Origin of the sequence: Paractinoplanes durhamensis (genome assembly GCF_016862175.1) — a bacterium.
Lineage (GTDB): Bacteria > Actinomycetota > Actinomycetes > Mycobacteriales > Micromonosporaceae > Actinoplanes > Actinoplanes durhamensis.
In genome coordinates this window covers 1-12,747 of record NZ_BOML01000002.1, presented here as the reverse complement: position 1 = coordinate 12,747, position 12,747 = coordinate 1, and the positions used below count along the sequence as shown (strand labels likewise).

The following is a 12,747-nucleotide window of genomic DNA, read 5'->3' as shown; positions in this document are numbered from 1 at the left end:
CAAGCCTTGCTGCTCAGAGGACGAACGCGTCGGTCCAGAGCTGGCGGGAGCTGCCGGAGAGGGCCTCCATGAGGCCCACCGCCTGATTGTCGGTCAGGGCGGCCACGAAATCGATCACCGCGCGGCCGCGGGCCTGGCCCACCCGGTCGGGCGTGCCGTCCGGGAGTTCCGACTCGGCCAGCTCGACCAGATCGCGCAGCCGGCGCGGGATGCGCTGCTCCTCGTCGGGGTCGGTCAGCCACGCCAGCAACGCCTCCACCAGGGTGGCGAGCAACCGGCCCTGGCCGCGCTGGTGCAGGGCGAGGTCGGGACGGGCCAGGACGAAGCGGTTCTGGACGAACTTCAGGATCTGCACCTCGTGCCACTGGGCGGTCGCCAGCTGGACGTGGCCGGAGCGGACGGCCGGCTGACCGGTCAGCCCGATCGACTCGACAAGGCGCTGGGTCCAGGTCGCCGAGAACGCCGCGACCTGGGCCTCCGCCTCCAGGGAGCCGTCGAACGGACGGGCCAGCAGGCCGTCGACCAGCTCGGCCCGCACCAGCTCGACCGCCGCCGTGAAGGCGTCGTCGTTCGCCATCCAGCCGTCCTTGCGGTGCAGCTGGCGGCGCAGCGACTCGATCGCGCCGCCGGCCCGGGTCGGATCCGAGTCGGGACCCCAGCGCTGCCAGGCCATCAGCTCGGCGGCGACCGCGCCCTGCTGGAGCACGCCCACCCGGTGCACGTCCTCCAGGTCGTGGATGGCGTATGCGATGTCGTCGGCGGTATCCATCACCGACGCCTCGACGGTCTGCTGCCAGTCGGCGACCCGGCCCGCGAACGGCGCGCGGGCGGCGAGCATGTCGTCGACCTCGGTGGTGTAGGCGCTGAACTTGGCCGAACCGCCGTCCGGGTCGTCGGACGGCGGGGCCGCTCCGCGCGGCGGCGGATCCATGTAGCGGGCGGTGCCGTTCCTGGTCCACGGGTATTTGAGGATCGCGGCGCGGACGGCGTTGGTGAGGTTGAGGCCGATCGTGGCCTGCCCGCGGATCTCGGTGCTGGTGACGATCCGGTACGACTGGGCGTTGCCCTCGAATCCGTCCGGGATCCGCAGCCGGTGCCGGGCGAGATGGTCGAGGACGCGTTCGCCCAGGTGGCCGAAGGGCGGGTGGCCCAGGTCGTGGGCCAGGGCGGCGGCCTCCACCACGTCCGGGTCGAGGCCGCCCAGCTTCTCCGCCAGGTCGGCCTCGTCGGCCTTCACCACCCGCTCGGCGATGGCCCGGGCGACCTGCGCGACCTTCAGGCTGTGCGTCATCCGGTTGTGCACGAGCAGGCCGGCGCCACCCGGGCTGATGACCTGGGTGACGCCGGCGAGCCGGGCGAAGAAGGGGGAACTGACGATCCGGTCCCGGTCCACCCGGAACGGGCTGGCGGCGAGGTCACCCGGTGCGACCAGGCTGTCCCCGAAAAGGCGCTCGGCCCGAGAATCGTCCATACCCCGCAACGCTACCGGGACTGCAGAGCGTCCAGCGCAACCGCCATCGCCGCGACGAGCCGGCGGTCCAGCTGCGGGTCGTGGATCGTCACCACGTAACGGTCCCGCAGGCCCCACTTCTTGATCACCGAGAAGGCCGGCCGGTCGCCGATCAGGAACTCGAAGTGGTACGGCAGCCAGGACAGCGAGTCCACGAAACGGCGCAGGATCGCGACCGTCAGGTTGCTCTCCCGGCCGATCATCTCGCCGAATCCGGGCTGCTCCAGGTGCCAGGTGGAGCGCAGGAGCGACTCCTTGAAGTTTTTCCGGAACAGGCCGATCGGCGTGCCGTTGGCGTCGGTCACGTCGTAGGTGGCGCCCAGGTCGATCACCTGGCGAGCCTTGAAGCCCAGGACCGGGGTGGTCTTGGTGTCATCGGAGTAGAGGGTGACCTGCTCTTTGAAGGCCATCCGCTTCTGCTGGGCGAAGGCGAGAATGCCCGCCTCCTTGCCGTCGGCGGAGACGGCGTGGATCTCATATTGGTTGACCATCAGGCGGATTCGCTGACGGACGATGAGCTGCTGCTGAATCTGGAGGGTGTCGACAGTCACGGCCGCGCAGTCTAGATCCTTCGCAGCTTTGTGGCGGTACCCCCATCAGCCCGTCAAACTGGGGTGATGACTAAGCGGGGACGAACCGGTTCGTGGATCGCGCTGGCGCTGGGCGCGGCGGCCGTGTGGGTGGCCAGGGACATTCCGCGCCAGATGGGCGCCAAGGCCAAGGGTGACCGACTTGCCCGGGTCCAGGCTTCCCCGCAGTTCTCGGACGGCAAGTTCCGTAACACCGTGCCGGCGAGCCCGCTCTCCGCCGCGAGCGTGCCCTCGATGGCCGTCGCCGCGATGCGCGACCGGGAGGCCCGCCACCCGCACCAGCCGATCCCGGTGGTGACCCCGGTTTCCGGCCTCGACGCCGAGGGCCTGCACGTCACCTGGTACGGCCACTCCTCGGCGCTGGTCGAGATCGAGGGCCGCCGGGTGCTGCTCGACCCGGTCTGGAGCGACCGCTGCTCGCCGTCCCGGCTGGGCGGGCCGAAGCGCCTGCACGAGCCGCCGGTGGCGCTGCGCGACCTGCCGCCGCTGGACGCCGTGCTGATCTCCCACGATCACTACGACCACCTCGACATGGACACCATCCAAAATCTGGTCGATCTCCAGGCCGCGCCGTTCCTGGTGCCGCTGGGGGTCGGTGCCCACCTCGAGCGCTGGGGCGTGCCCGCCACCCGGATCATCGAGCTCGACTGGGACGAGCACGCCAAGGTCGCCGGCATCGAGTTCGTCGCGACCGCGGCCCGGCACTTCTCCGGCCGCGGCTTCAGCCGCGACGAGACCCTCTGGACCAGCTGGGTGATCAACGGACCCACCCGCAAGGTCTTCTACTCCGGCGACACCGGTTACTTCCCCGGCTTCGCCGAGATCGGCGCGGAGCACGGCCCGTTCGACGTCACGCTGGTGCAGATCGGGGCGTACGGCGACCAGTGGCCGGACATCCACATGATCCCCGAGGACGGGGTGGCCACCCACGTCGACGTGCGCGGCGGTCTGATGATTCCGGTGCACTGGGCGACCTTCAACCTCGCCCTGCACGACTGGCCCGAGCCGGCCGACCGCGCCTGGAGCGAGGCCAAGGCCCGCGGCGTCAAGCTGGCGGTTCCCCGGCCGGGCGAGCGGGTCGACGTCGACAACCCGCCGCCGGTCGACGGTTGGTGGCAGCAGATCGCCTGACGCTGTGTCCCGGGAATCCCCGTTGATTCCCGGGCCTTCGATCAGCGGGCAGCGTTGAAGGCGGCCGCGAACAGCGTGGCCAGGATGATCACCGAAGCCGTGATGAACTGGACCGTCTGGGCCAGTGCGTCCCGGCGGGTGCTGCGGAGTGCGCGGCGGGCGTTGTGCACGTCCCGCCAGGCGGAGTGCGTGCGACCGAGGCGGTACCCGACGACGATGACGGTGGCCGCGGTCAGCACGGCGGCGACGCTCACTGCGGAACTCGGGTGGTACGTCATGCCGAACCCCCTGAAGATGCGTAGTGGTGCCGGATCGAAGGCAAGTGTGCGGCCCATCAGGCGCCACAATCCAGGGGATTGATAGGCAAATAACCCCATAAAAAGCCCATTTGCGTACGGAGTTTTTGTCGCAAATTTGTCTTTTGTCGCGAAGATCTGCGGTCGGCCGGTCAGTTCGGCGAAGACCGAAGGTTCCCGCCGTTAACGTCCGGGCATGCCGGAGATTCTCGATCCCGCGGCCGCACTGGCCGTCCTGACCGACCCCACGTTCGTAGTTCCGCCGGTCCCGCCCGGCTCGGCCGGGGTCGCCTGGCTGCGCGCTTCGGTCGGCCGATTCAGCACCGGCGTAGATCATGAGCGTCGCCGGGCGCTCTCCGTCGAGATCCTGAACCGGATCCCGGCGGCCTCGCTACGCCGGGTGGATGCTGAGCATCCGGTTGCCACGCTGGCCCGGGCGATGGGGATCGCCGCGCCGGTGGTGGCGCTCGTGCGCGAGATCGCCCAGGCCTACCGCCCCGGCACCGGCGATGACTCCCGAGCCGACGCGGCCGTCGAGCAGCTGATCACCGTCCTGGCCGGCGCCCACGACGAGCCGACCGCAGCCCGCATCGGCGTCCTGGTTCAGGCCTGCGACGCCACCGCCACCCTGATCGAGCGCCTGCGCACCCGCCCGCCGGCCGAGGTCTTGGCCGAAGATCCACCGGTCCCGGCGACCCGGCGCCAGGCCACGACGACGACGGCGCTACCCGGCGGGGTCTCCGTGTCGGCCGGCGAAGAGGTGCTGGTCGCGCTCAACGGCGACCTGGCCTTCGGCGCGGGACCACGCCGCTGCCCGGGCCGAGCCCATGCTCTGGCCCTCGCGGATCTGGCGGTCGCGGATCTGGCGCTCGCGGATCTGGCCCGCGCGGATCTGGCCCGCGCGGATCTGGCCCGCGCGGATCTGGCCCGCGCGGATCTGGCGTGATGCGTGGGCCGCTTGCCCCCCGGTGTGAGCGCTGGGCGCCGGGCTTGGGCGCCGGGCTTGGGCGCCGGGCTTTGGAAACCGGGCTCTCGGAGCCGGTCTTCGCTTTCGCCTGGCGTGATGCCTGCGGCTGGGTGCCTAAGCCGCCTCGGGGGACTCGCGGGGGACGCAGATCTTGACCGCGCCGGGGGAGACCGAAGCGGTGAAGCTCTTGGTCTTGGTGCGGGCGCCGCCGTCCAGCTCGTACTCCATCTTGCTCTTGAGCTTCACGTCGATCCGGCGGGCGCGGGTGGTGCGGACGAACGGGGAACGGTCCGAGCGGCCCACCGCCATCGTGCCGAGCGCGCGTGCCCACTGCATGGCGCCCTGCGCGGTGGCGACGCCGACGTCGAGCCAGCCGTCGTCCGGCTTCGCGTCGTCGAAGGCGTTGATGCCTCCGGTGATCGTGCCGACGTTGCCGATCAGCACGCAGCTGGCCTCGTCGTCGAACCACTTCACCCCATCGACGAGGATCCGCGCGGTGGCGGCCTCGCCGTTGACGTGGCGCACGCCGGCCCACACGTAGGCGAGCTTGCCCAGCCGCTCCTTCATCTTCCGGTCCGCGTCGTTGATCATCGCGCCGTCGAAGCCGACGCCGGCCATCACGCCGAAGTACTCACCTCCCAGCTTGCCCAGGTCGATGCGGTGCCGCTTGCCGTGCAGCGCGATGTCGACGGCCTTCTCCAGGTTGTGCGGGATGCCCAGGTTGGTGGCGAGAAGGTTCCCGGTGCCGGCCGGAATGATCGCCACCGGGATCTTCGAGCCGCCCTTCTCCTGCGCCACCACGTCGAGCGACCGCTGCACCATGCCGTCGCCACCCCAGACGACCAGCAGGTCGACCCCGGCCGCGACGGCCTTGCGGACCTGCTTGGGCGCCTTGCTGCTCTTCGGGACCTCGGCCCAGATCAGCTCGTCGACGCCGCCGCCGGTGATGCGGCGCCGCAGCTCATCCAAGCCACCATCGAGCGTCTTGCGCTGGTGGGCGACGACAGCGATCTTTCGGGGGGTCTGCATGGACGCGGACTACCCGATCGGACCGGCCGGTAATCAGCACCCGTCGATCAGCACCCGTCGAGCACCGGCCGGGTGATCAGTTCACCGTTTCCCGCATGCGCTGCTCGGCGGCGGCGCTGCGGATCACCATCAGGCGCAGCTCCAACTCGTCCGAGACCATCGACGCCAGGTGCTCGAGAGCCCGCAGCTGACGCGGGGTGGCCTCGCGCGGCCGATTGTCGATGACGTTGACGGTGCCGAGGCGGTAGCCGTCGTGCGTGCGGATCGGCGCCGCGGCGTAGAAGCGCAGGCCCAGCTCACCGCGGACCAGCGGGTGCTCGAGAGTGCGCGGGTCGACCGAGGCGTTGTTGATCACGTAGACGTCGTCCTGGGCGATCACCGACGCGCACAGGCCGGGCTCCTTGCCCACCTCGCGCACCCCGACGAGGCCCTGGCATGCGGCCAGCCACACCCGGTCCTGCTCGACCAGGGAGACCGTCGCGATCGGAGTGTCGAAGATGGCCGCCGCGACGAATGCGATCCGGTCGTAGGCGTCCTCCACCGGCTGATCGACCAGTCGGTACCGGCGGACGGCCTCGAGCCGCGCCTGTTCCTCGGGACCGACGTTGTCCAAGTACTCGTAGGCGCTCGACGACACCGGATTGCTGTTGGTCATGAGCGAATCCCCTCTACGTGATCGCGGTCACGCCGAGCCTAGAAACTGCCCAGGTGTCCCGCAACGGCCACGGTGGCCGATTTGATGCCACCCGCCGGCCTTCAATATGAAAATCGCACACGGCGTGTGGGTCTGCGGGCCTCCGCCGCCGCCGGCGTGAGGCCACGATGATGGAATTGATCTCCGGCGACCTCCAAGAAGTCGGCACGGAGGGATGACGGTCGATGACGGTGTGGATCGCGTTGCTGCGAGCGGTCAATCTCGGTGCCCGCAACAAGGTGCCGATGGCGTACCTGCGTGATCGGCTGGCCGAGGCCGGCATCCCCGGTGCCCGCACCCATCTGCAGAGCGGCAACGTCATCCTCCGTTCCGATCGGGAGAGCGGGCTGGTGATCGGCTCGGTGACCGGCTCGGAGATCGGCTCGCTTATTCGCGAGGTGCTGCGCGCCGACTTCGGACTCGATGAGCCGGTCATGGTCCGCAGCCACGACCGCCTCCGCGAGATCCTCGCCGCGAACCCCTTCGCCGAGGCGGCCGCCGAACGTCCGACTCTGATGCGGGTCATCTTCCTTGCCGAGCACCCGTCGCCCGAGCGCGTCAAACGCCTGGAGGAGCACGACGACGTCCGGGTGCAGGATCGGGAGGTGTACATCGACTACCGCACGGGGGTGCACGGCAATCCGCTGAACGCCGCGATGGTCGCCCGCCGGCTCGCCCTGCACGGCACGGAGCGGAACTGGGCGACGGTCAGCAAGCTGGCGGAACTGGCCGAGACGGTCTGATCCACCGCGTACACCTCGGAAGCTTTGTTTGTGCGGGCTGGAAGCCCGCCACCGGGTCACGGTGGCCGGGCCTCCACCCCTGTTCTTGACGGGCTTTTGGCTGCTCCGCAGGTGTTTTTGCGAACTGACTCGAACCCTGGTGAATGGCCTTCCCGCAAGCTCATGCCGAGGAGTCTGGACCCTCACCCGGCGGGAAGGTAAAGCCCTTCTTTCAACCGGCCGCAACCCAGAGACGTACCTCCTGGTGCGCGCCCTGCCGCCGTCGGCGCGCGGTGAGGAGTTGTGCCGTGGAGGTCCTGCTGGTCGAGGACGACGAGTCGATCGCCGAGCCGTTGATGGACGGGCTGGCCCGATACGGCATGGTCACCCGGCACGTGGCCACCGGCGCGGCCGCCCTGAGCGCTCCGGTCGGCGACTTCGTGCTGCTGGACCTCGGGTTGCCGGACATCGACGGCATCGACGTCTGCCGCCGCTTGCGGGCCGAGGGCGACGTGCCGATCATCATGCTGACCGCGCGCGGCGACGAGGCGGACCGGGTCCTCGGCCTGGAGATCGGCGCCGACGACTACGTGGCGAAGCCGTTCAGCACCCGGGAACTGGTCGCCCGGATGCGCGCGATCGGCCGTCGCGTCGTGACCCCGGCGAACCCGGGCGGTCCGCTCGGCCCGCTGCGGATCGATCCGCGGCTGCGCGAGGCCACGCTGCGCGGCACCCCCTTGCGGCTGACCGCCAAGGAGTACCAGCTGCTGGTCCTGCTCGCCCAGGACCCGGGCGCGGTGGTCGACCGGCGCCGGATCCTCGAGAGGGTATGGGAGCCCAACTTCTTCGGCAGCGGCAAGACCCTCGACTTCCACGTCGCGACGCTGCGCCGGAAGCTCGGCGACCCCCGGTGGATCGAGAATCGGCGTGGGGTCGGATTCCGGCTGAGCGTGCCGCCGGCGGACGCCGCGTGACCCGGCGCCTGCTACTGACCTACCTGACGTTCGGCCTGCTCATCCTGGCCGCACTGGAGATTCCGCTGGGCTGGATGCAGCAGCGCAACGAGCAGCAGAACGCGCTCGAACAGCTCGAGCACGACGCCGAGGTGCTGGCCGTCTTCGTCGACGCGGCGCTCAGCGGCGGCGGGCCGATCGACCTGCTCGCCGCCGAGACCGCGCAACGCCTCGGTGGCCAGGTCGACGTCGTCGACGGCCGGGGCCGGACGCTGACGAGCACGCGACCCGGGGGACCACTTCCGGACGCTGCCGCGGACATCGGCGCGGTGTTGCACGGACAGGGCCGGGTACGGGCCCGGATCACCGGCTCGGACCGCGACAGGGCGCTCGTGGTGACCGTCTCCGTGCACCCCGGCGTCGTGGCGCAGGGTGCGATCCGGATCAGCGTGCCCGCGACGGCGTTGACCTCCCGGATCCACCGCTTCTGGCTGCTGCTGGCCGGGGCGGGTGTCATCGCGCTGGCCGCCGCGGCGCTGACCGCGGTGGCGCTGGCCCGCTGGATCAGCCGCCCGGTCCGGGCATTGGAACGCGCCACCGGTCAGGCCGCGCTGGGCACCGCCCCCGGCTTCCTGCCGACCTCGACCGGGCCGCCGGAGTTGCGGCGGCTCGCGACCACGTTCGCGGCGACCGCGCATCGGTTGCACACGCTCATCGCCACCCAGCGGGCGTTCATCGGGCACGCCTCCCATCAGCTCAAGACCCCGCTCGCGGCCCTTCGCCTGCGACTGGAGAACCTCGAGCACGACGCCGCCGAGGAGCAGGGCCGGGACCTGCGGGCGGCGCTCGCCGAGACGGACCGTCTCACCCGGCTGGTCGACACGCTGCTGACGATGGCGCGCTACGAGCAGGTCGAGGTGGAGCCGGAACGGTGTGGGGTGGCCGCGGTCGCGGCCGGGCGGGTCCAGCACTGGCAGCCGGTCGCCGCGGCCGGCGAGGTCGAGCTGAGCGCCGTCGGCGACCCGGAGGCGCGGGTGCGGTCGCTGCCCGGTGGGATCGAGCAGATTCTCGACAACCTGCTTTCCAACGCCGTCCGGGCGGCGCCGCCGGGCAGCACCGTGACGATCGGCTGGCAGCCCTGCGAATCCGGGTGGGAGCTGCACGTCACCGACGAGGGCGCCGGGCTGACGCCGGAGGAGCGCACCCGGGCGATGGATCCGTTCTGGCGGGCCGCGAACGCGCCCAAGGGCGGCACCGGGCTCGGCCTTGCCCTGGTCCGTCAGCTTGCCGAGGCCTCCGGCGGGCAGGCCGAACTCCGCCCGGCGGCCGGCCGGGGAACCGACGCCGTCGTCTGCCTCCCGGCCGCCTGAGTCTCTCTCCCGGGGGGATTCGGGGGTTGAGTCTCCCCCTAGGTCAAGGCCCAAACTTCCGGCCATGACATCGCGATCAGTTGACGAGGTGGGCCGACAGCAAGCCGTCCCGATGGCCGATCAGCAGCCAGGGTTCGGCGCCGTCCGGGCGCACGACCGTGAGCACCTCCGGATGGTCCGGCACGCCGGTGACCGGTCCGTCGTAACCCGCGGTGGCATAGCCGTGCCGGCTCACGTGCGAGCCGGGCGCACAGGTGAAGACCCGCCCGTCGGCGATCGCCGCGCACTCGACGGTCTCGGCGGTCGGCTCCGACCAGCGGGCCACCGTGCCCTCGCCGACCACCAGCTCCTTCAGCCCACCCTCGCCGGTCAGATAGGCACGGCCGTCCTGCAACCACATCCGCTCGGGATATTCGCCCTGTTCCCACACCCAGCGCGGCTCGGCGTTCCGGCCCACCACGAGCAGGTCCCCGCGATGCCGGGCCAGCAGGTGGGAGCCGTCCGGCAGATATGCGGCCGCCCGCACCGGCCCGCCGTCCATCCCCAGGATCTCGCCGCGCTCCGCATCGACCTCGACCGCGCCGGCATTGGTGGCGACCAGCAGGCGCGCCCCGGTCTCGTCCGCCGCCAGGGTGTAGGGCGGCGCAGGCAACCGGGTCTCCCAGCGGAGCCGGCCGCCACGATCGAGGCGGAACACCCGGCCGCCGGCGGTCGCCCCGGCGACACCGTCCGGCAGCGGCGCCACCTGGCGCGTGGCCCCGAAACCGGTCGTGTGGTGCAACTCCAGCGACAGCGCCCGGGCGAGACCCGGCCGCAGCACCACCACGGCGACACCCGAGTCGGTGGCGACGTAGGACACCGCCGGGTCGTCGACCGCGCCGCGGACGTCCCACACGGTTCGCAGATCCGTGCGCAGGATGGCCCGGCCGCCCACTCCCGGTGCCGGCCGCCCGTCGTCCACGGCGGTCGGCAGCCGGGCGCCGTCGTCGAGGACCGAGGTGACCTCGCCGGTTCGGGCATCCACGGTCGCCGTGCACAGCCAGGTCCCGCGGACGAACTGCACCAGGTAGGACACCCGGCCGAATTCGCGGGCCACCCGCACCCCGGCGAGCCGGCCGCCGCCGGCCTCCCGGAGCGCGAGGTCCACCGCCTGGTCGGCGCCGATCTGGGCGCCGGGCACATCCTGGCCGGCGAAGGGCACCGTGTCCCGGGCCGATGTTTCGCGCATGTCCACCTCCGCGAGAGTCGCTACGGAGAAGTCCACGCGCTCCGGGCCCCGGGCGGATCCCCGCCAACCAGACCCTCTACGCCTCCTGGACGTTTCCTATATCTATCGCCACCAGCGGTCGTGGGGATGGGCCCCGGCGCGGAAGCCGTGCGCCTCGACCATGGCCACCGCTTCGGCGAGGCCCTGCCCGACCGCCTCCGGGAAATGCGCGTCGCTGCCGAAGGTCACGGCGTCGCCGCCTTCCTCGCGGAACCAGCGCACCAACTCCGGTCGAAACTGCCGGCGGGTATTGACCTCCAGCGCCCGGCCGCCGTCCGCCAGCGCGCGCAACGCCGGCCGAAACTGGTCCTCGAAGACGTACGGGTCGAACGGTCCGGCCGAGTCGGGCCAGTAGCGCACGACGTAGTCGATGTGGGCGAGCACGCCGAAGACGTCGGAGCCGGCGATCAGGCGGGGCACCTCCGCCAGGTAGGCCCGGACCACGTCGGCGGCCGCGTGCCGTTGGAACTGCGCCGGCGGTTCGGCGAAGCCGTCACCGAGCGGCAGGCAGTGCAGCGAACCGAGCACCCGGTCGAATTGTCCGGCGGCGAGCACGGCCTTCACCGCGGCGGTGTGCAGGTGCGGCTCACCCACCTCGACGCCGGTGATGATCTGCAGGCCGGGGAAGAGATCGCGGCAGCGCTGCACCGACTCCAGGTAACCGTCGACGTCCAGCGGCGGGGGAGTGATGGTCAGTTCCGGCGTTCGCAGCGCTTTCAGATACGGATGCGCGTCGAGGTTGCCCTCGACCGCCGACCACATCGTGTAATCGAGGTGTTCGGTGAAGGCCACGGCGGGCAGCCCCAGCTCGACGGCGCGTGCGCAGGTGCGCTCCATCGCGCCGAGCGGGGCGTCCCACGACCATTCGCTGTGCACATGGCCATCGGTAGGCAGCATCAGCCGACGTTATCCGAGCGCAGGCCGCCGTTATCCGAGCGCAGGTCAGTGGTGGCCGTCACCGGTTTCCTCGGCCCAGACCCGCCAGTTGTCGATGACGCCGTAAAGGGGCGCGGTCAGCCAACCGGGCGCGGAACGGCGGAAGACACCCGGATCCATCCGGCCGGCGCCGTCGGGCAGCGCGCCGATCAGGTGCGGGAGCATTTCGCTGAGGTTGGCCCAGTGGACCAGGTCGGGCTCGTTCGGCCAGGCGCCGATCACCACGCCCGCGGGGACGCCGCGACGGCTGAGCGCCTCCAGGGTCAGGGCGGTGTGGTTGAGCGTGCCCAGGCCGGCCCGGGCCACCACGATGGTCGGCACACCGAGTGTGGTGGCCAGGTCGGCCAGGGTCCACGCCGCGCCCGAGGGGCGCACGCCCATCGGCACCAGCAGGCCGCCGGCCCCCTCCACCAGCACCAGGTCGTGCTTCTCGGCCTCGGTGCGGATGGCGTCGACGACCTCGTAGAGCTCGAGCGGTGGCAGCGACGCGACCGTGGCGGCGGCGAGCGGCGCCATCGGGTCCGGGTATTCGGCGAGCACGCGCGCGGTCTCCGGCGCCGCCAGGTGGTTGATGACGTCGAGGTCGGTGGGGGCGCCGTCGGCGATGCCGGTCTGGCCGGGCTTGATGACAGCGACGCGGAGGCCGGATGCCTGCGCGGCGGCGGCCACCGCAGCCGTGACGATCGTCTTGCCGACGCCGGTGTCGGTGCCGGTGACCAGCACGATTCCGCGCCACTCGCCCGTGTCGCTGTGCCGCGGAGCGGGCTGTGGCTCCGGTGCCTGTGCTGCCAGTTCGGCGGCGATCTCCGCCCCGATCTCCTCGCCGCTGGGCAGTTCGCCCGCGTCGAAGCCGGGGCCGGCGGGTGCCGGCGAGACCGGCACGCCCAGCGGCTCGGCTCCGGGTTCGCCGGGCACACCCGGTGGGCCGGTGGGCGGGCCGGGCGGGGCGGTCAGCGGTTCCCCGGGGGCGGGCGCGGGCAAGGGCGCCGGCTCCGGTTCGGCGGGCGGTGCGGTCTCCCCGGCCGGATCGTCGGCGGCCGGCCGATCGATGGGCGCCCCGAGCGGTCCGTCGAGGAGGGCGTAGTCGGCGTAGTGCGCGCCGCGCTCGTCATCGGGCGCGGCGGGAGCAAACTTCGTGCCGGACCGCACTGTGGAAACGGGCTCGGCGTCGGGCAGCGAGACGGCCTCCGGCGCCGGGGCGGCCTCCGGCAGCGGGGCGGCCTCCGGCAGCGGGGCGGCCTCCGGCAGCGGGGCGGCCTCCGGCAGCGGGGCGGCCTCCGGC

The 12,747-nt window shown here is 71.7% G+C and carries 13 protein-coding genes; 5 read left to right on the top strand and 8 right to left on the bottom strand.

The features are described 5' to 3' along the window. Positions 1-13: 13 nt before the first annotated feature. Together Adu01nite_RS00140 and Adu01nite_RS00135 are read right to left on the bottom strand one after the other, a co-directional pair. Positions 14-1,471, bottom strand: a complete 1,458-nt coding sequence (locus Adu01nite_RS00140) for a deoxyguanosinetriphosphate triphosphohydrolase family protein (protein ID WP_203724112.1) — start codon at positions 1,469-1,471, stop codon at positions 14-16. A gap of 11 nt (positions 1,472-1,482) precedes the next feature. After that, a complete protein-coding gene (locus Adu01nite_RS00135) occupies positions 1,483-2,061 on the bottom strand; it encodes an LURP-one-related family protein (RefSeq protein ID WP_203724111.1) in 579 nt (192 codons plus the stop codon). A gap of 66 nt (positions 2,062-2,127) precedes the next feature. Here Adu01nite_RS00135 and Adu01nite_RS00130 point away from each other — a divergent pair, with 66 nt between their 5' ends. After that, on the top strand, positions 2,128-3,231 hold the full coding sequence (locus Adu01nite_RS00130; protein ID WP_203724110.1) for an MBL fold metallo-hydrolase: 1,104 nt from the start codon (positions 2,128-2,130) through the stop codon (positions 3,229-3,231). 41 nt (positions 3,232-3,272) lie between these two features. On the opposite strand, the gene Adu01nite_RS00125 is transcribed toward Adu01nite_RS00130, so the two are convergent. Beyond that, positions 3,273-3,509 (bottom strand): hypothetical protein, encoded by a 237-nt coding sequence (locus Adu01nite_RS00125; protein ID WP_203724109.1) that lies wholly within the window; start codon positions 3,507-3,509, stop codon positions 3,273-3,275. 214 nt (positions 3,510-3,723) lie between these two features. Between Adu01nite_RS00125 and Adu01nite_RS00120 the strand changes: the two genes are divergently transcribed. Then, the gene (locus Adu01nite_RS00120) at positions 3,724-4,473 is read left to right on the top strand and encodes a hypothetical protein (RefSeq protein WP_203724108.1); all 750 of its coding nucleotides are present in this window, start codon (positions 3,724-3,726) and stop codon (positions 4,471-4,473) included. Positions 4,474-4,608: 135 nt separating this feature from the next. Here Adu01nite_RS00120 and Adu01nite_RS00115 read toward each other — a convergent pair whose 3' ends face one another. Beyond that, entirely contained in the window at positions 4,609-5,523 is a 915-nt protein-coding gene (locus Adu01nite_RS00115; protein WP_203724107.1) for a diacylglycerol/lipid kinase family protein, read from the bottom strand. A 76-nt stretch (positions 5,524-5,599) separates the two neighbouring features. Then, a complete protein-coding gene (locus Adu01nite_RS00110) occupies positions 5,600-6,178 on the bottom strand; it encodes a GAF domain-containing protein (RefSeq protein WP_203724106.1) in 579 nt (192 codons plus the stop codon). Between the two features lie 224 nt (positions 6,179-6,402). Here Adu01nite_RS00110 and Adu01nite_RS00105 point away from each other — a divergent pair, with 224 nt between their 5' ends. From Adu01nite_RS00105 to Adu01nite_RS00095, 3 genes are all read left to right on the top strand, one after another. Further along, entirely contained in the window at positions 6,403-6,960 is a 558-nt protein-coding gene (locus tag Adu01nite_RS00105; RefSeq protein WP_203724105.1) for a DUF1697 domain-containing protein, read from the top strand. Positions 6,961-7,247: 287 nt separating this feature from the next. Next, positions 7,248-7,913: a response regulator transcription factor gene (locus Adu01nite_RS00100; RefSeq protein ID WP_275414608.1), complete on the top strand. Its 666-nt coding sequence runs from the start codon at positions 7,248-7,250 to the stop codon at positions 7,911-7,913. Then, on the top strand, positions 7,910-9,262 hold the full coding sequence (locus tag Adu01nite_RS00095) for a sensor histidine kinase (protein ID WP_203724103.1): 1,353 nt from the start codon (positions 7,910-7,912) through the stop codon (positions 9,260-9,262). Before Adu01nite_RS00100 ends, Adu01nite_RS00095 begins: the two co-directional genes overlap by 4 nt. A gap of 76 nt (positions 9,263-9,338) precedes the next feature. Here Adu01nite_RS00095 and Adu01nite_RS00090 read toward each other — a convergent pair whose 3' ends face one another. The 3 genes from Adu01nite_RS00090 to bioD all read right to left on the bottom strand — a co-directional run bounded on the left by Adu01nite_RS00090 (position 9,339) and on the right by bioD (position 12,257). Further along, positions 9,339-10,490: a PepSY domain-containing protein gene (locus tag Adu01nite_RS00090; RefSeq protein WP_203724102.1), complete on the bottom strand. Its 1,152-nt coding sequence runs from the start codon at positions 10,488-10,490 to the stop codon at positions 9,339-9,341. 102 nt (positions 10,491-10,592) lie between these two features. Further along, the gene (locus tag Adu01nite_RS00085) at positions 10,593-11,426 is read right to left on the bottom strand and encodes a PHP domain-containing protein (protein ID WP_203724101.1); all 834 of its coding nucleotides are present in this window, start codon (positions 11,424-11,426) and stop codon (positions 10,593-10,595) included. Between the two features lie 45 nt (positions 11,427-11,471). Then, a complete protein-coding gene (gene bioD / locus Adu01nite_RS00080) occupies positions 11,472-12,257 on the bottom strand; it encodes a dethiobiotin synthase (RefSeq protein ID WP_203724304.1) in 786 nt (261 codons plus the stop codon). Positions 12,258-12,747: the final 490 nt, after the last annotated feature.

What these genes read in the sequence shown, in the direction of transcription:
- Adu01nite_RS00140 (WP_203724112.1), bottom strand. Translation starts at nt 1,471, where the DNA reads ATGGACGATTCTCGGGCCGAGCGCCTTTTCGGGGACAGCCTGGTCGCA.
- Adu01nite_RS00120 (WP_203724108.1), top strand. Translation starts at nt 3,724, where the DNA reads ATGCCGGAGATTCTCGATCCCGCGGCCGCACTGGCCGTCCTGACCGAC.
- Adu01nite_RS00130 (WP_203724110.1), top strand. Translation starts at nt 2,128, where the DNA reads ATGACTAAGCGGGGACGAACCGGTTCGTGGATCGCGCTGGCGCTGGGC.
- Adu01nite_RS00105 (WP_203724105.1), top strand. Translation starts at nt 6,403, where the DNA reads ATGACGGTGTGGATCGCGTTGCTGCGAGCGGTCAATCTCGGTGCCCGC.
- Adu01nite_RS00085 (WP_203724101.1), bottom strand. Translation starts at nt 11,426, where the DNA reads ATGCTGCCTACCGATGGCCATGTGCACAGCGAATGGTCGTGGGACGCC.
- Adu01nite_RS00115 (WP_203724107.1), bottom strand. Translation starts at nt 5,523, where the DNA reads ATGCAGACCCCCCGAAAGATCGCTGTCGTCGCCCACCAGCGCAAGACG.
- Adu01nite_RS00110 (WP_203724106.1), bottom strand. Translation starts at nt 6,178, where the DNA reads ATGACCAACAGCAATCCGGTGTCGTCGAGCGCCTACGAGTACTTGGAC.
- Adu01nite_RS00125 (WP_203724109.1), bottom strand. Translation starts at nt 3,509, where the DNA reads ATGACGTACCACCCGAGTTCCGCAGTGAGCGTCGCCGCCGTGCTGACC.
- Adu01nite_RS00090 (WP_203724102.1), bottom strand. Translation starts at nt 10,490, where the DNA reads ATGCGCGAAACATCGGCCCGGGACACGGTGCCCTTCGCCGGCCAGGAT.